This is a genomic window from Gammaproteobacteria bacterium, assembly GCA_017999615.1.
Classification (GTDB): domain Bacteria; phylum Pseudomonadota; class Gammaproteobacteria; order JAABTG01; family JAABTG01; genus JAGNLM01.
Genome location: JAGNLM010000003.1, coordinates 1 through 24,757, shown reverse-complemented (window position 1 = coordinate 24,757; position 24,757 = coordinate 1). Strand labels below are relative to the sequence as shown.

Here is a 24,757-nt window from a genome sequence, read left to right as displayed (position 1 = left end):
CCCGTCACGGCAGGGCCTCCCGCACCTTCCGGGCAGCGGCACGCACGGCCTCCAGCAACTCTTCCCTTCGCTCGAGCGGCCCGGCGGGCTCACCCGACTCCGCCAGCAGCGTGGCCAGGAGGGCCACTCGCTCCTCCACCCGCACCCCGCGCGAGCGGACCCGCAGTTCCAGGTCCTGTTTTATGGGAAATGGGGACATTCTGACCTCCATCGGAGCCTTGTGCGGCGCGGCTCTCCGCAACCTCACTACCGGTGCTACAGGGGCCTTGGCCCGCCTTGCTCTCCGGGAAACCAGAATGTCCCCATTTCCCCATTTCCCGTTCTGGTCAGGAGGCCGGGTTGTCGTAGAAGACGTAATTCGTCGAGAAGTCGCTGATCTCGAAGTAAACCTTGCGCTCGCCCGGATCCTGCTGGCCGTTCTGGTTGGCGTCCAGCACGCCATAGCCGAAGCGGTAGGGACGCGCGCCCTCGCCCTGGGTGGCGAGCGCCGTGCTGAGCTTGTCGATCTTGATGAAGCGCCTGACGAGCTTCTCGCCAGCGTAGACCTCCAGAACGCCGTCGACCCCGGTCCAGTTCTGGATCGAGCGGACGACGGTGTTCTGGCTCTCCTGCGTACACCCCGCCGCAAGCAGCCCGATGGCCAACAGCGCGAATCGAATCTTCATCCCAGGTCCTCCTGTGGCGAAACGAGAAACCGAGACATTCTGCACTGCGGCCGAGCCTTGTGCGGCGCGGCTCTCCGCACGCTCAGCACCGGTGCCGTGGAAGCCTTGATCCGCCTTGCTCTCCGGGAAACCAGAATGTCCCCATTTCCCGTTTCCGTTTCAGGGGGCGAGCGTGCGGAGCCGGGCGAGGAAGTCCTGCGGCTCCCGGCAGTCGATCACCCACTCGCCGACGTGTTCGAAGGGCTCCGGGCGGTCCAGGCGGGCGAGCAGCGGCTCAGCAGCCACTGCGGTCCCGGCGTCAAAGCGGCGCTCGATCAGACGCAGCAGCATGCGGCGCTCGGAGTGAAGGACCTGCTCGAGGCCCCGTTCCAGGCCCTGCTCGAGCCCTTGCTTCAAGCCCTGGTCCAGTCCTTGGCGCAGCCCTTCCTCCCGCCACACCCGGGTCCACTCCTTCACGCGCTCGGCCACCATCGTCTCGTCCTCCGACAGCTCCAGCCCCTCGGGCCATTCTAGGCCGGGAAACCGCCCCGGCAGCAACACCCGCCGCAACCATGTCCGGAAGGCCTCCTTTGCCCCCGCGTAGCGCGGCTCGCGCAGGGTGCGCAGGGCGAGCGCCAGCGCCCGGACCAGCGAATCGCTGCCGGCACTCGCCTCCAGCCGGAAGAGCGCCGCCACGAGGCTACGAAGCGGTGCCAGCTCGGCCTCGCTGTAGCGCCCCTCCTCCAGCAGCAGGTAGCGCAACCGCGGGTGGTAGTGCTCGAGCCCCGCCGGACCCGGGGCGAGGAGCGCCGACAGCTCCCGGGCCGCCGTCCAACGCCGTCCACCGTTGTAGAGCACGATCGGCACCACGGGCGGCAGCCGGCCGCCAGCGAGCCCCTCGCCCCGCGCGATCAGGTCCTGGTAGAGAAGCCCCAGATAGACCAGCAGGCGCACCGCCATCCAGCGGTCGACGGTCGACTGGAGCTCGATCAGGAGATAGACGTAGAGCCAGCCGTCGGCGGTGCGTACCCGCCAGATCACGTCGCCTTCGCGGTCGCGCAGATCGGGGCTGACGAAGCTCGCACTGACCCGGTCGAGGCTGGCGAGGTCGAGGGCCTCGACCCAGGGGAAATGGGAAATGGGGACATTCTGCGTTCCTGCTGAGCCTTGTGCGGCGCGGCTCTCCGCACCCTCAGCACCGGTGCCGTGGAAGCCTTGCTCCGCCTGGCTCTCCGGGAAACCAGAATGTCCCCATTTCCCATTTCCCATGAACGTGCAGGGGCGCCGGTGCGGACCGGCGCCCCTGCAGAGGGCAGGCTCTCGGAGGAACCCGGGAGGGGGTTACTTCTTGACCGTGATCGAGGCGGTCGTCGAGAGGCCTGCGGCATCCTTCGCCGTGGCGCTCACCGTGTGGGTTCCGCTCTTGACCTTCCTGGTGTTGAACCCGCAGGAGGGGTTGTTCGCCGCGGAGCACACCAGCTTGCCGTCGAAGAAGATGCTGACCGAGCTGAGCTGCTTGTCGTCGCTGCCGGAGGCAGAGAGGGTCACGGTTCCGTCGACGGTGGCACCCGCGTAGGGGCTGCTGATCGCGACGGTCGGCGGCACGGAGTCCGCCGCCCCGCCAATCTTCACGGATACGGCCGTCGAGGTGGCGGCGTTGTTGGCGGCGTCGTAGGCCTTGGCGGTCAGGGTCACCGAGCTGCCGGCGGCCAGGGCGGAGGCGTCCCAGGCGAAGGAGTACGGCGCGCCGCTGTCGCTCGCAACCAGGGCGTTGTTGGCGTAGAGGTCGACACGCGCCACCCCGACGTCGTCGCTCGCGGTCACGTCCACCGTGACCACCTCCTGAACGGTGGTGCCCGCTGCCGGCGACGCGATGCTGACCTTCGGGGCCTGGGTGTCGCTCACCACGGCCTGGGCGGCCAAGCTTACGGCCTTCGCCGCATTGACGCGGCCGTATCCGAAGTAGGGATCCCAGCCGGCCGTGCCCAGGTCGTCGGCGCTGGTCTTCAGCACCGTCTCGACGTCGCTCGGGCGCAGGGTGGGCTTCGCGGCCATCACGAGCGCGGCCACGGCGGCTGCCGCGGGGCTCGCGAAGGAGGTGCCGGAGGACGAGCTGTAACCCCCACCCTTGGCCGTCGTGTAGATGCCGACACCGGGCGCGGCGAGGTCGATCAGGTTACCGAAGTTCGAGAAGCTCGCCTTCGCGTCGGCGCTGTCGGTCGCGGCGACGGTGATCATCGCGGGGGCGTTGGCATACCCCGGGTCGATTCCGCTGTTGCCCGCAGCCACCACGACGACGCCGCCCTTGCTGCGCATGTACTCGGCGGCCGCCGCAACGGTCGAGCTGCTGGTCACGTTCTGATAGCTGATGTTGGCGACACGGGCCCCGTGGTCGGCGGCCCAGGTCACGCCGCTGGCCATGTCGCTGTAGGAGGCGCTGCCATCGGTGTTGTTCGTGATGCGCACGGGCATCACCTTCGCGCCGGAGGCGACGGAGGTCACGCCGAGGGCGTTGTTGCTGAGCGCCGCGACCGTACCGGCCACGCGCGTCCCGTGCGTGTAGACGTCGCTGGTGTCCGCAGAGTTGGAGACGACGTTCCAGCCCGGCACGAGATTGGCGCCCAGGTCCAGGTGTGTCCCGTCGACGCCCGTGTCGAGCACGGCGACCGTCACACCGCTACCGGTGGTGACGTCCCACGCGCTGTCCGCCTGCATCTTGCGCACGTGCCAGGCGTTGCCCCAGTAGGTGTCGTTCGGCACGAGGCTCTCGACGGGGACCAGCGCGTCGACCTCGGCGAACTTCACGTGCGGGTGGCGGGCGAGCTTGCGGGCGAGCGCCTCCTCGGCACCCTTGGGCACTTCCACCACGTGCACTTTGAGCCGGTCGAGCTTCTTCTGGCTCTTCGCGCCCTCCTCACCGAGGAGCTTCCGTAAGCGGGCCTCGGGCAGCCCCGCCTTCGGCTGCACGAGGATGCGGCCCTCGGCGTAACGCTTCTGCGGGGGCCCCGCGCCGTCCTGGGCCGCACCCACCGGCAGCGGCAGGGTAGCGAGAGCGAACGTCGCCGAAACCGCAGCGGCGACGACGGACAGGCGCGGCACTCGGCCCTGGGGCTGGCGGGAACTGCTCTGGGGATGCGGGCGGCCGGTGGTCATGGGGTTCCTCCTGTGAGAGCGTTTCTGCCCTGACCTGGGATTCGGCCGGGACTCCGGAATCTTCAGGATCCTCTTCCGGGTTTGTGGAAGAGCGCATGCCGGAGGCGTCCACTCCGTCACGATGACGCCGCCGGACCAGGAACACACACCGGCATGCAAGACGCAGACCATGGGTCTCCGCGCACCTCGGTGCATGCCCGCGCTTCTTTCCGAAGGACCGCAGCAACGCGGTCCTGCTTGGCCTCGCCCGGGCCCGCCGCGTAGTGGAGCGCCTGCGCTTCTTCAGTGCGGGAGGCCACGAGAGCCCAGGAGGCCGCGCGCTCAGTGCGACAGGTCCCGCGCATTCCGCGGACGCGCTGGTCTAACGGGGGAACGGTCGATGGTGGCGATCCAGGCCGCCACCGGCTTGGCATATGTCAAGAAACGCAGAACGAAGTGTGACCACATTCACACTTCACGCCGGGCCAAACGGTCTGCGGGTCAAAGCGGGAAGGAGGGGCCTCCCGTCACCTCTTGCCGCCCCCTGCCCCTGCCCCTGACACCCACCTGGAGGACGTCGGAATTTCTTACAACGGCACGGTTGATTTCTGTGTCGCCTCGGGCCGCTCCGATGGCAGACCCGTAAAATCGGTGTCGGGATCTTTTACACCCACCACGGCTCTCGGACGGGATGCGACTCCACTTCTCTCAATCCATTGGGTATTTTTGTGTTGGCACGCTAGCTGCGTTAGACTTGGCACACAGCCTGTCATCAAGGGCGTCAGGGCCAAAGGCCCAGCAGACTCGACAGAGCGATTTGAGTGGTAGAGGGGACGACAATGAACGCGAAACAGACGAAGCTTGCGGTTGCCATGGGGGCCGCGCTCGCCTTGGCAGGGGTGCAGGGAGAAGCCCTGGCGCTCCAGATTCGGCCTGATGATGCTGGCTGGACGAGCGATTACCGGAAGGCCTTCAATGACTGGGATGTCACCGACAACGATAAGAGTGACACGATCTTGGAAGACAAGAGCGCCTTCAATGACACCGGCGCTAAGACCTACGACGGCTTCGACATTGAAGCTCCTAAGGGGCTTGAGCAGCTCTATAAAATTAACGACGACGGCAGCGAAGTCGGAACTCTCGCGACGTCATACTCCACAGTTTTTTCTGGTTCTTCAGGTGACTATGACGGCGCGACGATCTCCTACGTCGGCGGGAGCTCTGTCAGTTGCCAAGAGTGCTTCCTGTTGGTGAAGGATGGCCACGCGAGCCCGAACCAGTATTTGTTCGACCTCGAGGCGTTGGGGTGGGATGGGAAGGTGGAGTTGGTGCTGAGCGGGTTTTACCCGAACCAGGGCGCAATCTCGCACATCGACCTCTGGGCCCAGGGAAGCGACGTCCCCGCCGACGACGACGTCCCCGTTCCAGAGCCCGGCACGCTCCTGCTGTTCGGCGCGGGTCTCCTGGGCGCTGGCTTGGCGCGCATCCGTCGCAAGAACGGCTGAGCCCTGACCACGCGGCGGGTACGACCCGCCGCCCCTGACACACCACAGCGCATGGAACACCGGCCCTTGGCCGGTGTTCTTTTTTGTGCGCGCAGCGACGAACCACGCTGCTCCGCGCATTCCCTGAATGCGCGGCAAGGGGTTCGTGCCCCGCTCCATGCGCCCGCGCCGTCGCGGGTGATGGGCCTCGCCACTTCAGTCGCTCGCCTCCAGCAGCACCCCGCGCAGGCCGAGGATGCCCGAGAGGTTGTGCTGCACGTAGTCAATGCGCACCTCGTAATCCGTGAGGCTCTGGTGGAACGCCCCCAGCGCGCGCGGCGGGTTCTCGGCGTACATGGCCTGCTCCGGCAGGAGTTGCGTCTTGAGCTGGAACCCGACGCCCAGCTCGACCGCGGAACGCACCAGGGAGAGGTCCTCCCGCCGGCCGAAGTCCCGAGCCAGGAGGTACGCGGCGACGAGGCCCTCGGTACGCGCCGCCGCGGGGGTAGAGTGGGCCCCTCGACCGTAGATTCCCACACGCTCCGGGGGATACGGGCTGCGGCTCTGGCTGGCGGCGATCACGCGCGCGATGCGCTGTGCGTGGTCCAGGTAGACGGGGTCGGGCCGCGCCCGGTGCAGTTCGTTCAGCGCGTAGAGCAACCAGTGGTCCGGGGTCACCCGCTCCGGCGGCAACGAACCGTCGCGCACGTGGATCAGGTAGCGCGCGCCGCGCTCGGCGGTGGCAAGCCAGGACTCCTGGGGGTCGAGCGCGTGCAAGCGGAGGAGAGCAAAGATGGACTCTCCGGGGAAGTACTGCACGTCCACCTTCAGGTCTGGCTCCATGGCCGGGTAGGAGCGCTGACTGACGAAGGCGCCGTCCGGTCCCTGCGAATCCTGGATGTATCGGGCGAGGGCCCGCATGCGCGGCAGGTACCGGCCATCGCCGGTGACCACAGCGTGTTTGGCCAGCGCGAGCAGGGTCAGCGCCACCCCGCCCAGCTTGACCGACCCCTCGCTGACCACGACCTCCATCGCCGGTGTCGAGGGATGGGGCCGAATGTGGCCGAGCAGGTAGCCCAGCGCCCGATCGGCGTCGGCGAGGAGCGCCGGGTCGCGTGTCAGCTCGTACACCTCGAGCATGGCGTACACGGTGCCGGCGTGCCGGACGATGTTGTAGTCGGGCACCTCCCCATCGGACCCGGGCAGGTAGCTGTAGACGAACCGCCCGTCCGCGAGCGTCATGCGCTGCAGGTAGGCGGCCCCATCGCGGATCGCCTGCAGGAGGACCGCAGGTTCAGTCGAGCTGCGGGCACGCTGGGTGCCGGTCAGGCGTTCGGCGCCCTCGCCGTCGGAAAAGAACGAGGCGCTGGCAAACGGCGTGGTGACGGTCCACTCATCGAGCGCCGCCCGCTCGGACTCCGACACCTCCGCCAGGGCGACCCGCCACGGCGGGGCGACCCGAAGCTGCAGGAGACGCGGGAGGTGCGCCACATGCACCTGGCCATCGCTCGTGAGCGCCCGCTGCGCGGCGAGCTCGGGGGTGAGCATAGCCAGGCCCGTTCGGCGCGCGAAAGCGACGCCGTCCCACGGCAACGGACGGGGAAGAGGCCGGCCGTTCCCATCCAGCGGGCGTTCGCCAGCTCCCTTGACGACGTCCAGCCGGAGCCAGCGCGCACCCTTGGCGGTCACACCGAGGCGGCGGAGCGCTGTGACGGCGTGCTCGACGGCCGCGGGAAAGTTCGCGCCGGCACCGACCGCAACCTTCGCCCGCGACCGGCCGTCGCTCGCGGACAGCAGGACGACCTGGGGAGAGGCCGGTCCCGCCGGCAGACTCGAACGGTCGACGGGGACACTCTCTGCCGCCGCGAGCGCCCTTCGGACTGCCGCCAGCACCCGCGTCGCCTCTTCGTCCGAGAGGTCCACCGCCCGCCGGATGTCCTCCACCCAGAAGTCCGGCGCACCCAACGTCAGGCGTCCGGTCCAGGCTGGGCCGGACGCCAGGAAAGTGATGACGGTGCCCAGCGCGAGCAGACCGACCAGGGTCAGCAATGCCGCCCACCGCATTCGTCTGCCCGCTACACTGAACATGCAACCCTCCTGTGCGCGGCGCGGAGAGGCTCGGTCAGCCGAGTCCGCCCGACCCTCTGTATCGCGGAAACAGGGGTGAACTGAACTGCAGGCCCGGGTGGCCCCGCGCAGCGAACGGGGTCACAATCCTCCCGTTGGCCATCGTCTTCCAGCGAGGGGCGTGCGGACATGACTGCGAGCCGGATCACCAACGCAATCCTCGTTTCCTGCCTGCTCTGCGCCGGGGCGCCTGCCACGGCGTCCACCTACATCGAGTCGCTGGATGCAGGGGACCTCATCGGCACCGCCCTGGCGGTTGGGCCCGGGGTCAGCAGCATTCAGGGGCAGGTCGCGTCCAGCCGCACCACGGACGTCGTCGACATCGACGTGTACCGCCTGGAGCTACCGGCGGGGGCCTTCTCGGCAGCGGTCACTGCCAGCATCGGCACCCTCGACACCGCTCTGGTCCTCTTTGACGGTACGGGGAAGGGCCTGCGGGCCGATGATGACAGCGGCGACGCGGATACCTGCCTGTACTGCGGGCGAGTGACGGAGACGCTCGCAACCGCCGGCACGTATTACCTGGCAGTCTTTGACGTGGGCGACGTGGACGGCCCCTTCTCCACGGATGGCCTGATCTGGGACGAGTTTGTCTCCGGACTCGAGAACGCGCCCCCGAACGGCGACGGCAAGGAGTTGCCCTGGACAGGGTGGCAGCTCTTCGAAGGTGAAGGCTATCCCCTCTACGTCGCCGGCTCGTACGCCATCGACCTGAGCGTCGCGACCGTCCCCCTCCCCGGCGCCCTGCCGCTGCTGGCCTGCGCCCTCGCGGGCCTCGTGCTCCTTGCCCCGAAGCGGCGAGGCGGGCGAGCGGCAATGGAGGGACGCATCATTCGAAGGCTTCGCGGGTGAACGTCTAGCGAAGTCGAAAAACAGCGCGTCTCCGAGCGCGTCCTCGCCCGGGCTCGGGTCTGCCGGCAGGGCGCCTGCGCAAGCCGCGCAGGCCGGTTTCCCACTCGGCCTCAGGGCTTCACGAGGTGATAGCCCAGGGCCTGCAGGCGCGCCACTTCCGCCACTTCCGCCACTCCCGCCGGAACCAGGTCCCCCGGCTTGGCCCCGTACAGCTTGGCCATCGGGATCTTCCGGCCCGTGAGGGTGTTGTAGCAGACCAGGAACTGCACGCCCTTCTCCCGCAGCTCGGTGATCGCGGCGGGAAGCCTGGCGTTAGCGTCGAACTCCTGCTCGTGGGCCAGTTGCAGCAGACCGAGGCCGTCGCCGTTTATCACCACCTTGATCTCCGGCTTCACTCCGCTGGCGACCAGAGCGTTCAGGTGGTTCCGCACGTTCCCCAGCACGGCCAGATAGCCCTTCTCCTCCGGGTTCACCGAGAGGTGGTATACGGCCTTCTCCGCCCCAACGTAGTAGTCAGCGGGGACCTTGGGCGGCGGCACGCCGGGGTCGAAGGGCTGGGCGGCAGCCAGCGGAGCGCCCGCCACCCCGGCCAGGATCACGACAGCGAGCAAGGCGTTCAGGGTCTTCATCGCATTCCCTCCGTTTCTGGTTCTGGTCAGCCGCGCAGCAGGAGGCACGGTCCTAACCCAGGTTATCTACTGTCGGCCGCCCCGGCAAGCGCCCCCCTCCCCCACCGATACTCACCGACCGCCCCCGAAGGACCGGGCTCCAGCCCAGGCAAACGCCCCGGAGAACGCGGTCCGGGGAGTTCGCTCCAAGGCATCGCGAAGAAGGCCGCGCCAGGGCTGAGTCTTCTCGACGAGCGTCATCGTTCTGCCGCCACCTTCAGAAGCTCGACGACCTCCGGGTGCCCTTTCTGCAAGGCCATTTGCAGCGCCGTGAGCCCGTCGCTCGTCCGGGCGTTCACGTCGGCACCGCCCTCGAGCAGCAGCTGCACCACCTCCCGGTGGCCGCGCGCCGACGCGACCATCAACGCCGTGAAGCCATCGCCACTCTCGCCGTTCGCGTCCGCCCTCGCACGGAGCAGCGCGCGCACGACCCCCGCGTGGCCGTCCCGCGAGGCCAGCATCAGTGCGGTGGGGCCGTCCCCCGCCTGAGCGTTCACGTCGGCCCGGGCCCCGATGAGCGCGTGGACCACCTCCAGGTGGCCCTCCTGGGAGGCCAGCATCAGCGCCGTCGGGCCCTCGCCGCTCGCGGCGTTGCCGTCCGCACCCGCCTTCAGCATCGCCCGCACCACCTCCCGGTGGCACTTCTCCGAGGAAAGGACCAGCGGCATCGCGCCACTGCCGGCCTTGGTGTTCACGTCGGCCTTCGCCGCGAGCAGCGCCCGCACCACCTCGAGATGCCCCTTGAGCGACGCCAGCATCAACGCCGTGACCCCATCGTGCCGCCCGGCATCGACGTCGGCCCGGGCCCCGATGAGCGCCTGGACCGCCTCCAGGTGGCCCTCCTGGGAGGCCAGGAGCAACGCGGTGGCGCCATTGACGGCCCTGGCGTTGACGTCGGCCTCGGCCGCGAGGAGTGCCCGAACCACGGCCCGGTGACCACCCAGCGCGGCCGCCATCAGCGCCGTGTCGCCATAGCTGTCCCGGGCGTTCACGTCGGCGTGGGCCTGGAGCAGGGTTACTACCACCTCGGGATGACCATTCTGCGAGGCCACGAGCAGCGCCGTGGCGCCATCGCCCCGTGCGGCGTTGACGTCCGTCCCCGCCCCGAGCAGCGCCTGGACCTCGGCGACATCGCCACGCTCGGCCGCCTCGACGAGGTCCCCGGCCCCCGCTTGCGCTCCCCCCGCGGCCGAGAGGCCGGCTAGCGCGGGGGAACCGGTGACGTTTCCGCGCCGGTCGATGAAGCCCCAGCGCCCACCCCGCACGGAGCGGTGCTCGCCCTCCGCCTGCTCGCGGCACCCCTCGCAGAAGGCGGCACGTCCCTCGGAGAACGGCGCGACGAACGCGAAGCGGGCCGGAATGACGACGCGGCCGCTCTCGTCGAAGAAGCCAAGGCGTCCGCCTTCGACGAAGCGGGCCAGGCCTCCCTGGAAGGGGTCCGGTCCGTTGTCCACGAGATAGGGCTGGGGGATCAGCACCGCCCCGCGCTGGTCGATGATCCTCCAACCGACGGCGTCGGCGACCGCGGCGATGCCGTGCGCCGAGAAGTCCTGGGCGACGAGGAAGCGCGGCTCGATCACCACCGCACCTCGAGCGTCCCGGTACCCCCACAGTCCGCTCGCCGGGTCTTCGAACGCAGACAACACCGGCGCCGCGTGCGCCGAGACCACCCAGACCTGGCCAACGCAGAGAAGAACGAAGCCGAGGGTCAGCAGCGTGCGGAGCCGTGCAGAATGCGTGTGCATCGAGATCTCCCCAGCCTTATGATCGGTCAAGATAGACCCACCGGAGCGCCTGGTGCGCCCTCATTGGAGGCGGACCGACATGTCGCCGATTGATCAGTCGCCGCTTGATCAGACGAGACGGTACACCCTGAAGGCCATCGCGTCGCTCGTCCTGTTGGTCTCGCTCCCCGCATCTCCCACGGCGGCGGCCCCTCCAGAGGGCAAGGGAAAGCCGGACAAGGCCGGGAAAGGCGGGAAAGGCGGGAAAGGCGGGCATCAGCCCGACGCCGGCCCGGAGACGAGAGGCGCAGAGGGACCGGTGCGCGTGAGCATCGGCCGCGAGGAAGCCCGCAGCCTCGCGCTGGCGCAGGGGTACACGGGGTACGCATCCCTGCCCCCGGGCATTCGCAAGAACCTGGCTCGGGGCAAACCGCTGCCGCCGGGGATTGCGAAGAAGGTCGTGCCAGGGCCCATGCTCGCGCGGCTTCCGAGCTATCCAGGCCATGAGTGGACCATCTCCGGCACCGATCTCCTTCTGGTGACCCTCGGGACCGCCATCGTGGCCGAGGTCCTGGAAGGCGTCTTCGACTAGCTTTAGAAGGACCCTTCAGAGGAGCCGTGTGGGTTGTCTGCCTGACGGCGTCCCCGGACCAGGGGATCGGCAAGGTACTTTCGAGATGAGGGAGTTCGACTACGGCATCTCGGTCGACGGTGGCCGGGTCTACGCGGGCGCCCGGTTGGAGCAGACCCCGGCCGGACCCCGGGCCGTGCTTCGATTCGGCGCCGCCAATCCGGATGCAACCGAGTTCGAGGCCGACGTCATCCGCCTGCTTCAGGGTCTGGAGCCGTCGCCGACTGCCACTGCGGTCATGGGCCTCCTCGGAAGCAGCGGACACCGCACGGTCATCTACCCGGTGGATCCGGCAGTTCTTCAGGACGCGCGCACCGGCGGCATCGACTGGAGCGCGACCTCGGTACGGCGACTGATCCGAGCGGGCCGGGGAGCCTGCACTGGGTAGGCCCGTGTGCCGAGGTGCCGAGCCCCGTACGGTCGCGGTCACGCCAGTTCGCCCGCGACATTCGCGTTTACCTCCTGCGCTTCGTTCGGGAGGAGCGCCGATTGTGCGACGCCCTGCGAAGGGTGGTGGCGCCCTTCAATCCGATCCGAGACCTCGCGGAAACCTCACACTGACGACCGGAGGACCTTCAGATGAGCACCAGCCTCGACGACGTGATGGCAGCCCTTCAGATGGGGCGCGTGCAGCTGCTCCAGTCAGCAGTGACAGCCCAGGTGAAGCAGATCCAGGAGCAGAACGCGAAGCTCGCGTTCGCACGGTAGGGCCCCGAAACCTAGCGCGCCATCAGCGCGAACACGCCCCACCCGAGGTATTCCCGCGTGTACCTGGCGTAACGCACGGGCTCCGAGGTCAGCTCGGCTCGAACCTCTCTGGCGAACTCGTCGCCGGGATTCGCTTCGAGCCATCGGCGCATGGTGAGCCACTTGGCAGCCTCGTACCTGTCCCAGCTGTCCTGGTCGGCCAGAACCATTTCAACGACGTCATAGCCGAGGCGGCCCAAAGACGCGAGAAGTTCTGGAAGCGGGAGAAAATCCGATATCGAGTTGGCAAGGCACCCTCTGGCGACATCCTCCGTCGGCGGTAACTGCCGCCAGTAGGGCTCGCCGATGAGGATGACCCCGCCGGTTCGCAAGCTCCGCGCCAGAAGCTCGATGGTGCCGACGACTCCCCCACCGACCCAGGTGGCACCGACACAGGCTGCCACACTGACCTTCTCGTGAGAGACATAGCCGGCAGCATCGCCGTGGATGAACTCGACTCGGTCGGCAACGCCGAGCTCTTCGGCACGGAGTCTCGCCTGCTCGGTGAACAACGGGCTCATGTCGATGCCGGTGCCGATGACGCCGTGATCGCGTGCCCAGGTGCACAGCATCTCCCCCGAACCGCTGCCGAGGTCGAGCACTCGGGCCCCCGATTCCAGACGCAGCGCAGCGCCGAGAGTGGCGAGCTTTTCTGGGGTGAACGGGTTGTGGATGCGGTGCGCACTTTCGGTGATGTTGAAGATCCGTGGAATGTCCACTGCAGAAACTCCTTGCCTCCAGCAAGAGGACATCCTGAAGGACGCTCGATGTCTTTGTCGTCCATAACTACTATAATAATCAGGCAGTAAGAGACACTGCAAGGTGGACACTTCCCGGGACATCCTCCGTGGCGCTCGCGATACCTGAGTACAGACTGCGTGTCGAGACCGCTCGTTTCGGCCCCTTCACGTTCCAGGTCGGCGTGGACGCTGCCCGGGTGGAGACCCTGCTCTTGCGCGTGGGCGACGCCCAGCAGCGCCTCCACGACTCCCCCCTGGCCCAGGTCGCCGGCCAACTGGAGCGGGAGGTCGTGGTCTCAAGCGTCTTCGGCACCAACAGCATCGAGGGCGGCACCCTCACGGAGGAAGAGACCCAGCGTGCTCTCGCCCTGCCCCCGGCAGAGGTCGAGGGAGTGGAGCAGCGTCGCGCGGTCAACATCAAGGCGGCCTACGACCTGGCCCGGGGGGCAGCGGCGAGCCCGGACTGGCGCCTGAGCGTGGACTTCGTCCGGGCCGTGCACGAGGCCATCACCCGGGACCTGCCCCACGAGCACAACCAGCCGGGACTGCTACGAGACAACCCGAAGCACCTGCCCACCTTCGTGGGGGATCAGGCGCACGGGGGCCGCCACAAGCCGCCGCAACTCGGCGCCGACGTGCACCGGCTCCTGGAGGCCCTGCTGGACTGGCACGGCGAACTGGAGGCCCAGGGGCTGCCGGTGCTGGTCCGCGCCCCACTGGTTCATTACTACTATGAGGTGATCCATCCGTTCTGGGACGGCAACGGCCGCGTCGGTCGCGTCCTCGAGGCGACCCTGCTGCTGCGCGAGGGCTTCCAGTACGCCCCCTTCGCCCAGGCGCGGTACTACCTGGACCACATCCATCGCTATTACGCGCTCTTCAACGCCTGCCGCAAGGCGGCCGAGGCGGGCCGTGCGCATCCCAACGTGGACTTCGTCGAGTTCTTCCTGGAGGGCATGCTCCGCACCCTGAACAGCCTGCACGGGCGCGTCAACTACATCGTTCGGGTGCTGCTTTTCGAAACGGAAGTCAAGCGCCGGCACGACGCCAGAGAGATCAACGCCCGCCAGTACGCCATCGTCACCCAGGTCCTGAAGGCGGGACAGCCGGTGTCCCTTGCGGATCTGCGGCGCGCCCCGTGGTACCTGGCGCTGTACGCGAAGCGCACGGACAAGACCAAACAGCGCGATCTGCGCCGCCTGCGGGAACAAGGGCTGCTCGTTCCGTACGAGGACCATCGCCTCTGGCCGGGCTTCGCGAGGCCCGCCCGCGGGACCGCACCTCGGTAGCCTTTCCAGAAGGCTGCATTATTAACAAAGTGTCCTTGACAGAAGGACACAATACCGAGATTCTGTCCGCATGAGCCTCCATCCCGTCCTGGCAGAGAAGCTGAGCGCTGCACTGGAGCCGGCTGCGGCACCGACCCTGACCCCTCGCGACGCGCGCCTGCCGGCGGTGTCGGGCAAGGTGCACGCCGTGATCGGCATGCGCCGCGCCGGCAAGACGACATTTCTCCGCCAGTTGCAGGCCGAGCGCCGGCAGTCCCTGCCGCCGGAGCGTGCCGTGTACCTCAGCTTCGACGACGACCGATTCGGCGACCTCGGCGTCGAACAGCTCGGGTTCCTGCTCGAGGAGTACTACCGTCGCTACCCCGCACTGCGCGGGCGCGAGACGGTGTACTGGTTCCTGGACGAGGTCCAGCTGGTGCCCGGGTGGGAGCGGTTCGTTCGGCGCGTGCTGGATTCGGAGAAGGTAGAGATCGCCGTCTCTGGCTCCTCGGCGCGCATGCTCTCGCGGGAGGTCCACACCTCACTGCGCGGTCGTGGCATAGCGACGGTCATTCGCCCGTTCAGCTTCCGCGAGTTCCTCCGTCATCACGGCGAAGAGCCAACGCGCAAGCCCTCCGAATGGCCCCCGGCCGAGCGGTCGCTGATCGAGAAGCGGTTTCGTGAGTTCCTGGTCGAAGGCGGGTTTCCCGAGACGCAGGGCCTCCCCGCTCCGCTGCGGATCGAGCTCTTGCAGGGCTATGTCGACACGGTCCTCTTTCGCGACGTCGTGGAACGCTACGGGGTGTCACAGGTTGCCGCCCTGCGCTGGCTGGTGCGACAGTGCCTGCGCAATCCGGCCGGAAGCTTCAGTGTCCACCGGTTGCACCAGGACCTGAAGGCGCAGGGGCACGCCATCGCGAAGGACGCCGTCCATGCCCTGCTCGGCCATCTGCTGGATGCCTTTCTGCTCAGTGCCGTTTCCCTGGCCACCGAGTCAGAGCGGCAGCGCAACTCGAACCCCCGGAAGCTCTACCCGGCGGATCCGGGGCTGATCAAGGCCTTCGACGCGAGCGGCCGTTCCAACGTGGGGCACTCACTGGAGACCGCCGTGCTGAACGAGTTGGAGCGGCGCGGGACCGAGGTCGGGTACGTGAAGACGCGGGACGGGTTGGAGGTCGATTTCCTCGCGCGATATCTCGGCAACGGCGAGGAGCTGATTCAGGTCTGTGCTGATGTCTCTTCGCCAGACACGCTGGTGCGCGAGGTGCGCGCGTTAACGGCAGCGGCCCAGGACCACTCACGCGCCGTGCGGCGTCTGCTGGTGCTCGACCGCGACGCACTGACGGGCTTGAAGGAGCCGGGAGTCGAGGTGCAGCCCACGTACGAATGGCTGCTCGCTGGGCTGGATCGAGGATGAGGAGGGCGGCGGGCTACTCGTGCCGCAGCGCCTCGATCGGGTCCAGGCTGGCCGCGCGCCGGGCCGGGAAATAGCCGAACGCCGCCCCGATCCCGGCGGAGAAGAGGAAGGAAATCGCGTTGATGAACGGGTTGAACAGGAACGGGACCTCGAGCACCTTCGCCAACACCGCGGATGCCCCCGCCGCCAGCGCGATGCCGACGACTCCTCCCAGAGACGCCAGCACGACCGCCTCGATCAGGAACTGCAGGAGCACCTCCTCCTCCAGTGCGCCGATCGCGAGGCGGATGCCGATCTCGCGGGTCCGCTCCGTCACGGACACCAGCATGATGTTCATGATGCCGATGCCGCCGACCAGGAGGCTCACCGCCGCGACGGCGCCCAGCAGCGCGGTCAGGATGCGGGTGGTGCCCGTCAGCGTCTGCGCGATCTCCTTGGTGTCCATCACGGAGAAGTCGTCGGACTCGCCGTCGCCGACCTTCCTGCGCTCGCGCATCAGCGCCTTGATCTGAACGGTCGCCCGATCGGTCGAAACCCCCTCCTTCACCGAAACCATCAGCACGCTGACGTCCTGGCTGCCGGTGAGGCGCCGCTGCACCGTGCGCAGCGGCATGACGATCACGTCGTCCTGGTCCCTGCCCATGGCGGACTGCCCCTTCGGCTCGAGCACCCCGACCACCTCGCAGGAGAACTGCTTGACCCGGATCGACTCGCCGACCGGGCTCGCGGCCCCGAACAGCTCCCGGCGCACGGTGCCGCCGATCACGCACACCGACTGGCCGCCGCGCTCCTCCGCCTCGCTGAAGACCCGGCCGCCCGCGAGCTTCCAGTTCCCCGCCCGGAACCAGTCGCCGGTCGTACCCGTGACCGAGGTCGACCAGTTGCGGGACGTCCGCACCGCGGTCACGCTCTTGGAGACCGTCGGGGCGACCGCCTCCAGTCCGCCGATCTGCGACCGGATCGCGTCCGCGTCGTCCTGCTTGAAGTTGGGGGCGCCTTCCGCAGGGCCCATGCGCTGCCCCGGGCGCAGCATCAGCAGGTTGCTCCCCATGCTGGAGATCTGGTCCTGCACGGAGCGGGTGGCGCCGTTTCCCAGCGTCACCATGGTGATGACCGCGGCCACCCCGATGACGATGCCGAGGATGGTCAGGAACGAGCGCATCTTGTTCCTCCAGATCGCCCGCATCGCCAGCAGCAGGGTGTTCAGCAGCATCAGCGCCCCTCCCCCCTGCGGACGTCGGACTCGACGAGCCCGTCGACGAAACGGATGACCCGGCCGGCGTACTCGGCCATGTCCGGCTCGTGCGTCACCATGAGGATGGTGATCCCCTTTTCGCGGTTGAGGCCGGAGAGCAGTTCCATGATCTCCCGGCTGCGCTGCGTGTCGAGGTTTCCGGTCGGCTCGTCGGCCAGCAGGATCGCGGGGTCTGTGGCGATGGCCCGGGCGATGGCGACCCGCTGCTGCTGGCCCCCGGAAAGCTCGGCCTGGGTGTGCCCCTCCCACCCCGCAAGGCCCACCGCGGCGAGCGCGGCTCGGGCGGCGGCGCGCCGGACCAGTGCCGGCTCCCCCCGGTAGAGGAGCGGCAGCTCGACGTTCTCCTGGGCGGAGGTCCGCGCCAGCAGATTGAACCCCTGGAAGACGAATCCGAGGTAATGCCGCCGGAGCAGCGCGCGCTGGCGCCGCGACAGCCGCTCCACGTGGACCCCGCGGAAGAGGTAGGTGCCGCCGGTCGGCGTGTCGAGGCAGCCGATGATGTTCATCGCCGTCGACTTGCCGGAACCGCTGGGCCCCATCACGGCGACGAACTCCCCTTCGTCGACTGTGAAATCGATGCCGCGCAGCGCCTGGAAGGCGGCCTGCCCCTCGCCGTAGGTCTTCGTGACGCCGGCGAGCGCGATGATCGGTCCGCCCGCCGGGGCGGACGCGTCGGTCACGTCCCTCCCCCCACGGCTTCGGTGATCACCCGGGTCCCCTCGGCCAGGTCACCGGAGAGCAGCTCGGTCGTCCGCCCGTCGGTCACCCCGACGGTCACCGGCACGGCCGTCGGGACCCCGTCCTTGAGGACGTACACCTGCTGCTGCCCTCCCCCCTTCACCGGGGCGCTGTTCGAGGGCTTCGTCGACGCAGCGCGGGGCGGGCGCGGCATCAGGGTGCCGACGAGCCCTCCGCCGCTCCTCTTTTTCGGCGCCCCGGCCTGCGCGGAGGGGACTTCGGGAGCGAAGCGCAGCGCGGCGTTGGGCACCAGCAGCACGCCCTGGCGCTTTGCCGTGACGATCTCCGCGGTCGCCGTCATCCCGGGGCGCAGCGACAGGTCGGAGTTGCTCACCGAAAGGAGCGCGGGGTACGAAACGACGTTTTCCGACTCCGTCGACCCGTACGCGACCCGCTTGATGCGCGCCGGGTATTTGCGGTCGGGCCAGGCGTCCACCCCGAAGGTCGCCTCCTGCTCCTCGCGCACGCTTCCGACGTCGGCCTCGTCCACGTTCACCTCGAGCTCCATCTTGGAGAGGTCTTCGGCGATGGTGAACAGCACCGGGGAGTTCAGCGAGGCGGCGACGGTCTGCCCCGGCTCCACCTTCCGCGACAGGATGACGCCGTCGATCGGCGACTTGATGATCGCCTTGGACAGGTTCGTCTCGTCCGACTTGAGCGTGGCGCGGGCCTGAGCGACCGAGGCCACGGCCCCCACCGCGTTGGCCTCGGCGCGCTTGAGCGCCGCCTCCGCGGCGTCGAGCTCGGCCTTCGACGGCACCTTCCCCCCGGAGAGCTCCGACACCCGCCGCAGCCGGGCCAGCTCGGCGCGCGCCTCCTCGACCGTCGCCCGCATCTGCAGCACCTGGGCCTGGGCCGCCTCGAGCCCGGCGCGGTCCTTCGTCACCTGGTCCTCGAGGCGGGATGTGTCGAGGCGCGCCAGGACCTGCCCCCGGGTCACCTGGTCGTTGTCGTCCACGAGCACGGCCTCGATCGTCCCGGAGATCTCGCTGCCGACGTCCACCTGGTTCGTCGGCTTCAGATTTCCGGTCGCCGACACGGTGACGACCAGGTTCCCCCGCGTGACCGCATCGGTGAGGTATGTCGGCGCCTTGCCCGTTCCCGCCGGGCGCAGGTACGCGTAGCCGGCGGCCAGCAGCACGGCCAGGAGCGCGGCGGCGGCCCACGGCAGGAACCTGCGGAAGCGGCTCGTCTTCCCCGTCTCGAGGAGCACGGAGACGTCCTCCCTGCCCTTGCCCCGCGTATCGGTCATGTCCTCCCCCCCTCGCTCTCGGCTGCCCCGCTGCCGGGCGCATCCAGTTGCCAGCCTCCGCCGAGCGCCTTGTAGAGCTGGATGAGCGCCGTGGCCCCCCCGGCCTGCGCGTTCGCCAGCGCTTCCTCGACGGTGAGCTGCGTGCGCTCCGTGTCGAGCACCGTCTGGAAGTCGATCAGCCCCGCCGTATATCGGTGGCGGGCGAGCAGGGCGGCGTTGCGGGCCGCCTCCACGGCGGCGCGAAGCGAAGACTGCCGCCTGCGGTTCTCGGACAGCGACACGAGGGCATTCTCCACCTCCTCCAGGGCGGTCAGGACGGTGGCCTCGTAGCCGATCAGTGCCTGCTCCTGCACCGCGTCCTGGACCTCCACCTGCTGACGGAGCCGCCCCGCGTCGAAGACAGGCGCCACCACCCTCCCCAGGAGGCTCCGGGTGAAGATGCCCCCCGCGTCCAGGCCGCCCAGGGTGAGTGCGTCCAGGGCGATCGACGCGTTCAGGTTGAAGCCGGGATATCTGGCGGCCACCGCCTGCCCGACCCGCGCCGTCTCCGCGCCCAGCCTGCGCTCCGCCACCCGGACGTCGGGCCGGTTCCCGAGGGCGTCGGCGGGGATCCCCGCCGCCACGGCGTCGGGGACCGCCGGGACGGGCGCCGCGGCGGCCATCGTCTGCCGCACCGCCCCGGGAGCCTGCCCCAGGAGCACGGCGAGGCGATGCTCCGCCTCGGCCAGGGCGGCGGTCAGGGTCGGGATCTTCGCGCGCGTCTGCTCCAGGTTGGTGCGCGCCTGCTCGACGTCGAGCGACGTGGCCAGCCCCGCCTGGGTGCGCCAGTCGGTGAGCTGGTAGGTCTCGGACTGGCTGGCGAGGTTCTTTTGCGCGATGGCCAACATCGTCTGGTACGAGCGGGCGTCCACGTAGTTGAGCGCCACTTCCGCGGCAAGGGAGACCTGCGCGGCGTGCAGGTCGGCCTCGGCCGATTCCAGGTCGGCCTGGGCCGCCTCGATCCCGCGGCGGGTGCCGCCGAAGACGTCCGGCTCCCACGCGGCGTCGAAGCCCGCGCTGTAGAGCGAGCTCGTGTCGCCGGGGCCGTAGTCCGAGTCGCTCTTCCAGCTGCGGCTGGCGGAGCCCGAGGCCGTGACGGTCGGGAACAGCCCCGCGGCCGCCACCCCCCGGCGGGCCCGCGCTTCCCGGAGCCGCGCCTGCGCGGTCCGGACGTCGGTGCTCCCCGCGAGGGCCTGCTCGATGAGCCCGGTCAGGGTGTCATCCCCGAGCCGCTCCCACCACCGGGAAAGCTCCCCGGCCGGCGCCCCGGTCACCGCCTCGCCCGGAAGCCCCCCGCTGCTCCAGGCGGCCGGCACCGGGAGCTCCGGCTTCTGGTAGTCCGGCCCGACCGGTGCGCAACCCGGCACGAGGATCAGGACCGCCGTCAGGGCGGAAAGCACCTTCCGACACGCCACTGCATTCGCGGCCGGAGACCCTCCCCCGCCGATTTCGCGCATGAACCGCCTCCCGGACGTTTCCGGCCTCGCGGGCGATGATACCCGCGCCGACCCTGGATATCCGAGAACCTGCGAGCGAAGCTGCCAGGGCCCTATCACGCCTGTATATTGATGGCCTCTCGGCGAAGGAGGGAACGGCCCGTGCAGACACACGACATCTCCGCGTGGACTCACGAGCACGTGTTCGACTCCGGGAACCAGGCCGGGGAGCGCGGCACGCGGCTCGTCGTGTGGATCACCGCGCTCACCATGGTTGTCGAGATCGTGGCCGGCTGGGCCTACAACTCCATGGCGCTGCTGGCCGACGGGTGGCACATGAGCTCGCACGCCGTTGCCATTGGCGTCAGCGCCTTCGCCTATGCGGGGGCCCGGCGGTACGCGGGTGACCCACGCTTTGCCTTCGGGACCTGGAAGATCGAGATCCTCGGCGGTTTCGCGAGTGCCGTTTTCCTGCTCGTCGTCGCCGCCCTCATGGTCCTCGGCTCCCTGGAGCGCCTCCTCGCACCCCAGGTGATCCACTATCCGGAGGCGATGACGATCGCGGCGGTCGGCCTTGCGGTCAATCTCGTCTCGGCACTGATACTGGGCGACGCGCACGACGCCCACGACGCCCACGACGCCCACGACGGGCACGAGCACCACGACGACCACGACGGGCACGAGCACCACCACCAAGGTGCGCATCACCATCATGACCTGAACCTCCGGTCCGCCTACCTGCATGTCCTCGCGGATGCGGTGACCTCCGTGCTGGCGATCGTTGCCCTGGCTGGCGGGTGGTGGCGCGGCTGGTCCTGGCTCGACCCGGTGATGGGCATGGTCGGAGCCGCGCTGGTCGCCCTCTGGGCGCGCAACCTGCTGACGGAGACAGGCAAGGTGCTCCTCGACCGGGAGATGGACCACACGGTGGTGAACGAGATCCGTGAAGCGGTGGAGAAGGGCCCCGACCGAGGGGGAAGTCGGATCGCCGACCTGCACGTCTGGCGTGTCGGCAAGAATGCCTACTCTTGCGCGCTCAGCGTGGTGACCCACGATGCGCGCCTGACCCCGGATCGCGTGCGGGAATGGCTTTCCGTGCACCAGGAGATCGTGCATTCCACCATCGAGGTGCACGACGGCAGGTCCGGGAGTCCGCGGTCAGGGGCTCGAGGGGCTGGATAGTCGGAGAGTGCAGAAAGAATTTCTGCGGTTTCCCTGCCCCGGCGATTCCTTCACGTTGACTCTGAAGGGAACAGTCATGGAGCTGGGAAGAGCTCCTGGATTCTGCCTGTCAGGCGGTAGTAAAGAAGCCCCACCCATTCATGCATGGATGCGTCGAGAAGCCGAAGGTTATCGACGACCTGAAAAGTGGAGATGTCCCAGGAACCCAGCTCGACCTTGAAGTCGGTTGGATAGGGGATGATCTCTGGCCAACCCGCAGCCCTGAAGCAGGCAACGACTCGCGGCATGTGCATCGCCGTGGTCACCACGACCCAGTGTTCCCCCGCCGCAGGTTGGACGAGTGCGCGGACGTTGCGTGGGTGATCGCAGGAATCGTTTGACTCCAGCTCATAGACAATCCGAGCGGGGTCCAGACCGACGCTTTCCAGAATCGCCGTGGCGACGGCAGACTGGGTGCCGAGTGGCCCTTTCCCGGGCGCACTGCGGCTGCCGCCCGTATAGATCAGCCGGGCATTGGGGTACCGGTTTGCGAGGCGTAGGGCCGTGATGTAGCGGCTGCCTTGCTCGCCCAACTGGGGCTCGCCGAAGGCGTCTGAGGCCCCTGGCCGCTCCGACCCGGCCAGCAGGATGATGCCAGCCACATCCGCAAGGGGCTCCGGGATCGGGAATCTCGACTCAAGAAGATGCGTCGAGTAGTGGCTGACGGGGAGGAACCCGAAGAGCGCCAGGCCCGCGCCTCCGACCAGGGTGAGCGCCGCGCCGATACGCGCACCTCTCGAGGCCGGACCCGCGCGGTGACGGATGACCAGAGTCAGGAGGATCCCCGCCACGACAAGCGCGAGCAACACCTGAGAAGGGCTGGCCAGCGACCAGAGCAACCACCGAAAACTCAACCAAGTCCCTCCCGGGTCGCGCGAGACTCTCAACCCCATCACTGCGGACGCGATGGTAGAGGTTCAGGCGTCGTTCAGCATCTTCTCCCTAGTCTGACTGCGCGGGCAAAGGCAGGTGCCTTCGCCAAGACAGAGGAGAGCAGACAATGAACAGCCTCAAGTACACGTTCGTCGCCCTCGCCGTTGCAGCTCTTGGACTGTCCAACCTCGCGGAGGCACGGGACCACACGCGCGGGGACGCTGGCCTGCACCGCGGGTTCGCGGAAACCCGTACCCAACCGCACCAGTTCGACCGTCGCGGGGGCGATCACCAGCGCGCCCAGCACTCGGATGTCCGCGGGGACCGTGCCGCTCAACGGGTCAACCGCGCAAGCCACGATCGCCACGACAGTGACCGCGGTCACCACTCGCTCAGGCACAGCGCAAGGGATAACCATCGCTACGGCGGGCGCCAGGACTTTCACCCCGGTAAGGACCACGGGCGCGACTACAACCGTGGCCGTTCCCACGGCAGGTGGTGGTAGGTTCTCTGACGGTCCGCGGGATCGGGCGCAGCCGCCAAGGGCTGCGCCCTCTCCTTAGGTGCACAGGTGGCGGTCAGCCGATGAGGGCGACCGCCTTCACCTGCACCCACACCGGTTTGCCCGGCGCCAGGCCCAGCTGCCCGGCCGAGCGCCGGGTGAGGCGGGCGGTCACCGGGGAGTCCCCCACCTGGACCCTCACCAGGGTCAGGGCCGGGTGGGACTCGCCGCTCACCTCCGCCACCTGGCCTGGCAGCAGATTCTGGATGCTGGTGTGCTCGGGGCGCTCCAGGGCGAGGCTGACGTCCCGGGCGAGGATTCGCACCCGCACCCGCCTCCCGATGGGCAGGCCGGTGTCCTCCACCCAGAGGCTGCCGCCGGGGAAGTCGGCCCGCGCCAGACTCCAGTCGGCGTCGCGCTTGCCAATCACCGCCTCCAGCACCACGCCAGCGTCCTCGCCGAGCCGGACCGGCAGGTCGAGCCGCGCCAGGGTCTCCGCGAGGGGCCCGCTCGCCACCGCCCGGCCCCCGTCCATCACCACCAGGTGGTCGGCGAGCCGCGCCACTTCCTGGGGGGCGTGGCTCACGTAGAGGACCGGCACCGTGAGCTCCTCGTGCAGGCGCTCCAGGTAGGGCAAGAGCTCCCGCCGCCGGGCGAGGTCCAGGGCGGCGAGCGGCTCGTCCATCAACAGCAGCCGTGGACTCACAGCCAGCGCCCTCGCGATCCCCACCCGCTGGCGCTCGCCGCCGGAGAGGCGGTCCGGCCGGCGGTCCAGCAGGTGGCCGATGCCAAGGAGCTCGATGGCACGCTCCAGCGAGACCCGCCGCTCGGCCGCCGGCACCCGCTTCAGCCCGTACTCGAGGTTGCGGCGCACGCTCAGGTGCGGGAAGAGGCTCGCCTCCTGGAACACATAGCCGAGCGGCCGGCAGTGGGTCGGCACGAAGCGCTCCCCGTCCTGCCAGACCTCGCCGGCTACCGTGAGCAGGCCCGCGGACGCCTGCTCGAGGCCGGCCACGCAGCGCAGGACGGTGGTCTTGCCGGAGCCGGAGGGGCCGAAGAGGCCCGTCACGCCCCGGCCCGGCAGAGTCAGATCGACGTCCAGGGTGAAGCCGGGCCAGCCGAGCCGGAAGACGGCCCGGATCGCGTCCGCGCCTAGCGCTGCCATCGGCCCGGCCGGAAACCGTAGAGGGCGAGCAGGACCAGGAACGAGAACGCCATCAGCATCCCCGCCAGCCAGTGGGCCTCGGCGTATTCCAGGGCCTCCACGTGGTCGTAGATCTGCACCGACACCACCCGGGTGACCCCGGGGATGTTGCCTCCGATCATCAACACCACCCCGAACTCGCCGACGGTGTGGGCAAACCCCAGGATCGAAGCGGTGATGAAGCCCGGACGGGCCAGGGGCAGGGCCACGGTGAAGAAGCGGTCGAGGGCGGAGGCCCGCAGGGTCGCCGCCACCTCGAGCGGGCGCTCACCCACCGCCTCGAAGGCGTTCTGGATCGGCTGGACCACGAACGGCATGGAGTAGACCACCGAGGCCACCACCAGCCCGGGGAACGTGAAGGGCAAGGTCCCCAGGCCGAGCCATTGGGTCAGCTGGCCGATGGGACCGTGGGGACCCATCGCCACCAGGAGGTAGAAGCCGAGCACGGTCGGCGGCAGCACCAGCGGCAGGGCCACCACCGCGCCGACCGGCCCCTTCCAGCGGGAGCGGGTGCGCGCGAGCCACCACGCGAGCGGCGTGCCCACCAGCAGCAGGAGCGTGGTGGTGACCGTCGCCAGCTTCAGCGTCAGCCAGATCGCCCCCAGGTCCGCATCACTGAAGCCCATCGTGCGCTCCACCCCCTGCCCTGCTGCTGCCCTGCCCCTGCCCTGCCCCGACCCCGGCCCCGACCCTGCCCCGGCTACAGGTCGTAGCCGAAGGACCGGATCACGGTCCGCGCCGCGTCGCCCTGCAGATACTTCAGCAGCGCCCGGGCAGCGGCACTGTCAGCCCCCGGCGTCAGC

22 protein-coding genes are annotated in these 24,757 nt (G+C 69.0%); 7 read left to right on the top strand and 15 right to left on the bottom strand.

Annotated features, from left to right (window positions below):
• Nucleotides 1-4: 4 nt before the first annotated feature.
• From KA217_04390 to KA217_04375, 4 genes are all read right to left on the bottom strand, one after another.
• Nucleotides 5-199, bottom strand: coding sequence for a hypothetical protein (locus tag KA217_04390; GenBank protein MBP7711687.1), 195 nt, complete (start codon nt 197-199; stop codon nt 5-7).
• Nucleotides 200-326: 127 nt separating this feature from the next.
• Entirely contained in the window at nt 327-665 is a 339-nt protein-coding gene (locus tag KA217_04385) for a hypothetical protein (protein MBP7711686.1), read from the bottom strand.
• 159 nt (nt 666-824) lie between these two features.
• Nucleotides 825-1,913 (bottom strand): Rpn family recombination-promoting nuclease/putative transposase, encoded by a 1,089-nt coding sequence (locus KA217_04380; protein MBP7711685.1) that lies wholly within the window; start codon nt 1,911-1,913, stop codon nt 825-827.
• Between the two features lie 72 nt (nt 1,914-1,985).
• A complete protein-coding gene (locus KA217_04375) occupies nt 1,986-3,797 on the bottom strand; it encodes a S8 family serine peptidase (GenBank protein MBP7711684.1) in 1,812 nt (603 codons plus the stop codon).
• An 818-nt stretch (nt 3,798-4,615) separates the two neighbouring features.
• Here KA217_04375 and KA217_04370 point away from each other — a divergent pair.
• Complete coding sequence (locus KA217_04370; GenBank protein MBP7711683.1) at nt 4,616-5,281, top strand: PEP-CTERM sorting domain-containing protein; 666 nt, start codon at nt 4,616-4,618, stop codon at nt 5,279-5,281.
• A 195-nt stretch (nt 5,282-5,476) separates the two neighbouring features.
• On the opposite strand, the gene KA217_04365 is transcribed toward KA217_04370, so the two are convergent.
• Nucleotides 5,477-7,348, bottom strand: coding sequence for a hypothetical protein (locus KA217_04365; GenBank protein MBP7711682.1), 1,872 nt, complete (start codon nt 7,346-7,348; stop codon nt 5,477-5,479).
• 168 nt (nt 7,349-7,516) lie between these two features.
• On the opposite strand from KA217_04365, the gene KA217_04360 reads away from it, so the two are divergent.
• Nucleotides 7,517-8,239: a PPC domain-containing protein gene (locus tag KA217_04360; protein ID MBP7711681.1), complete on the top strand. Its 723-nt coding sequence runs from the start codon at nt 7,517-7,519 to the stop codon at nt 8,237-8,239.
• Between the two features lie 110 nt (nt 8,240-8,349).
• Here KA217_04360 and KA217_04355 read toward each other — a convergent pair whose 3' ends face one another.
• Together KA217_04355 and KA217_04350 are read right to left on the bottom strand one after the other, a co-directional pair.
• Nucleotides 8,350-8,868, bottom strand: coding sequence for a DsrE family protein (locus KA217_04355; GenBank protein ID MBP7711680.1), 519 nt, complete (start codon nt 8,866-8,868; stop codon nt 8,350-8,352).
• 236 nt (nt 8,869-9,104) lie between these two features.
• On the bottom strand, nt 9,105-10,652 hold the full coding sequence (locus KA217_04350) for an ankyrin repeat domain-containing protein (protein MBP7711679.1): 1,548 nt from the start codon (nt 10,650-10,652) through the stop codon (nt 9,105-9,107).
• A gap of 79 nt (nt 10,653-10,731) precedes the next feature.
• On the opposite strand from KA217_04350, the gene KA217_04345 reads away from it, so the two are divergent.
• Both KA217_04345 and KA217_04340 read left to right on the top strand, forming a co-directional pair.
• Entirely contained in the window at nt 10,732-11,223 is a 492-nt protein-coding gene (locus KA217_04345; GenBank protein MBP7711678.1) for a hypothetical protein, read from the top strand.
• Nucleotides 11,224-11,308: 85 nt separating this feature from the next.
• On the top strand, nt 11,309-11,650 hold the full coding sequence (locus tag KA217_04340) for a hypothetical protein (GenBank protein ID MBP7711677.1): 342 nt from the start codon (nt 11,309-11,311) through the stop codon (nt 11,648-11,650).
• Between the two features lie 331 nt (nt 11,651-11,981).
• Here KA217_04340 and KA217_04335 read toward each other — a convergent pair whose 3' ends face one another.
• On the bottom strand, nt 11,982-12,728 hold the full coding sequence (locus tag KA217_04335; GenBank protein MBP7711676.1) for a class I SAM-dependent methyltransferase: 747 nt from the start codon (nt 12,726-12,728) through the stop codon (nt 11,982-11,984).
• Nucleotides 12,729-12,856: 128 nt separating this feature from the next.
• On the opposite strand from KA217_04335, the gene KA217_04330 reads away from it, so the two are divergent.
• Entirely contained in the window at nt 12,857-14,038 is a 1,182-nt protein-coding gene (locus tag KA217_04330; protein ID MBP7711675.1) for a Fic family protein, read from the top strand.
• Nucleotides 14,039-14,108: 70 nt separating this feature from the next.
• Nucleotides 14,109-15,434: an ATP-binding protein gene (locus KA217_04325; GenBank protein ID MBP7711674.1), complete on the top strand. Its 1,326-nt coding sequence runs from the start codon at nt 14,109-14,111 to the stop codon at nt 15,432-15,434.
• A gap of 13 nt (nt 15,435-15,447) precedes the next feature.
• Here the strand turns inward: KA217_04325 and KA217_04320 are convergent, their stop codons facing one another.
• The 4 genes from KA217_04320 to KA217_04305 are packed head-to-tail and all read right to left on the bottom strand — an operon-like array spanning nt 15,448 to nt 20,175.
• Complete coding sequence (locus tag KA217_04320; GenBank protein ID MBP7711673.1) at nt 15,448-16,647, bottom strand: ABC transporter permease; 1,200 nt, start codon at nt 16,645-16,647, stop codon at nt 15,448-15,450.
• Entirely contained in the window at nt 16,647-17,336 is a 690-nt protein-coding gene (locus KA217_04315) for an ABC transporter ATP-binding protein (protein ID MBP7711672.1), read from the bottom strand. Before KA217_04315 ends, KA217_04320 begins: the two co-directional genes overlap by 1 nt.
• A 29-nt stretch (nt 17,337-17,365) precedes the next feature.
• Nucleotides 17,366-18,679 (bottom strand): efflux RND transporter periplasmic adaptor subunit, encoded by a 1,314-nt coding sequence (locus KA217_04310; protein MBP7711671.1) that lies wholly within the window; start codon nt 18,677-18,679, stop codon nt 17,366-17,368.
• Nucleotides 18,676-20,175 (bottom strand): efflux transporter outer membrane subunit, encoded by a 1,500-nt coding sequence (locus KA217_04305; GenBank protein MBP7711670.1) that lies wholly within the window; start codon nt 20,173-20,175, stop codon nt 18,676-18,678. The genes KA217_04310 and KA217_04305 overlap by 4 nt, the downstream gene beginning before the upstream one ends.
• Nucleotides 20,176-20,286: 111 nt before the next feature.
• Between KA217_04305 and dmeF the strand changes: the two genes are divergently transcribed.
• Nucleotides 20,287-21,336 (top strand): CDF family Co(II)/Ni(II) efflux transporter DmeF, encoded by a 1,050-nt coding sequence (gene dmeF / locus KA217_04300; protein ID MBP7711669.1) that lies wholly within the window; start codon nt 20,287-20,289, stop codon nt 21,334-21,336.
• Between the two features lie 74 nt (nt 21,337-21,410).
• On the opposite strand, the gene KA217_04295 is transcribed toward dmeF, so the two are convergent.
• The 3 genes from KA217_04295 to modB all read right to left on the bottom strand — a co-directional run bounded on the left by KA217_04295 (nt 21,411) and on the right by modB (nt 24,580).
• A complete protein-coding gene (locus KA217_04295) occupies nt 21,411-22,214 on the bottom strand; it encodes a YdcF family protein (GenBank protein MBP7711668.1) in 804 nt (267 codons plus the stop codon).
• A 612-nt stretch (nt 22,215-22,826) separates the two neighbouring features.
• A complete protein-coding gene (modC, locus tag KA217_04290; protein MBP7711667.1) occupies nt 22,827-23,915 on the bottom strand; it encodes a molybdenum ABC transporter ATP-binding protein in 1,089 nt (362 codons plus the stop codon).
• Entirely contained in the window at nt 23,903-24,580 is a 678-nt protein-coding gene (modB, locus tag KA217_04285; GenBank protein MBP7711666.1) for a molybdate ABC transporter permease subunit, read from the bottom strand. Before modB ends, modC begins: the two co-directional genes overlap by 13 nt.
• Nucleotides 24,581-24,757: the final 177 nt, after the last annotated feature.

Coding starts and splice junctions, on each gene's coding strand:
- KA217_04390 (MBP7711687.1), bottom strand. CDS start 199: ATGTCCCCATTTCCCATAAAACAGGACCTGGAACTGCGGGTCCGCTCG.
- KA217_04385 (MBP7711686.1), bottom strand. CDS start 665: ATGAAGATTCGATTCGCGCTGTTGGCCATCGGGCTGCTTGCGGCGGGG.
- KA217_04380 (MBP7711685.1), bottom strand. CDS start 1,913: ATGGGAAATGGGAAATGGGGACATTCTGGTTTCCCGGAGAGCCAGGCG.
- KA217_04375 (MBP7711684.1), bottom strand. CDS start 3,797: ATGACCACCGGCCGCCCGCATCCCCAGAGCAGTTCCCGCCAGCCCCAG.
- KA217_04370 (MBP7711683.1), top strand. CDS start 4,616: ATGAACGCGAAACAGACGAAGCTTGCGGTTGCCATGGGGGCCGCGCTC.
- KA217_04365 (MBP7711682.1), bottom strand. CDS start 7,348: ATGTTCAGTGTAGCGGGCAGACGAATGCGGTGGGCGGCATTGCTGACC.
- KA217_04360 (MBP7711681.1), top strand. CDS start 7,517: ATGACTGCGAGCCGGATCACCAACGCAATCCTCGTTTCCTGCCTGCTC.
- KA217_04355 (MBP7711680.1), bottom strand. CDS start 8,868: ATGAAGACCCTGAACGCCTTGCTCGCTGTCGTGATCCTGGCCGGGGTG.
- KA217_04350 (MBP7711679.1), bottom strand. CDS start 10,652: ATGCACACGCATTCTGCACGGCTCCGCACGCTGCTGACCCTCGGCTTC.
- KA217_04345 (MBP7711678.1), top strand. CDS start 10,732: ATGTCGCCGATTGATCAGTCGCCGCTTGATCAGACGAGACGGTACACC.
- KA217_04340 (MBP7711677.1), top strand. CDS start 11,309: ATGAGGGAGTTCGACTACGGCATCTCGGTCGACGGTGGCCGGGTCTAC.
- KA217_04325 (MBP7711674.1), top strand. CDS start 14,109: ATGAGCCTCCATCCCGTCCTGGCAGAGAAGCTGAGCGCTGCACTGGAG.
- KA217_04320 (MBP7711673.1), bottom strand. CDS start 16,647: ATGCTGCTGAACACCCTGCTGCTGGCGATGCGGGCGATCTGGAGGAAC.
- KA217_04310 (MBP7711671.1), bottom strand. CDS start 18,679: ATGACCGATACGCGGGGCAAGGGCAGGGAGGACGTCTCCGTGCTCCTC.
- KA217_04305 (MBP7711670.1), bottom strand. CDS start 20,175: ATGCGCGAAATCGGCGGGGGAGGGTCTCCGGCCGCGAATGCAGTGGCG.
- dmeF (MBP7711669.1), top strand. CDS start 20,287: ATGGCCTCTCGGCGAAGGAGGGAACGGCCCGTGCAGACACACGACATC.
- modC (MBP7711667.1), bottom strand. CDS start 23,915: ATGGCAGCGCTAGGCGCGGACGCGATCCGGGCCGTCTTCCGGCTCGGC.
- modB (MBP7711666.1), bottom strand. CDS start 24,580: ATGGGCTTCAGTGATGCGGACCTGGGGGCGATCTGGCTGACGCTGAAG.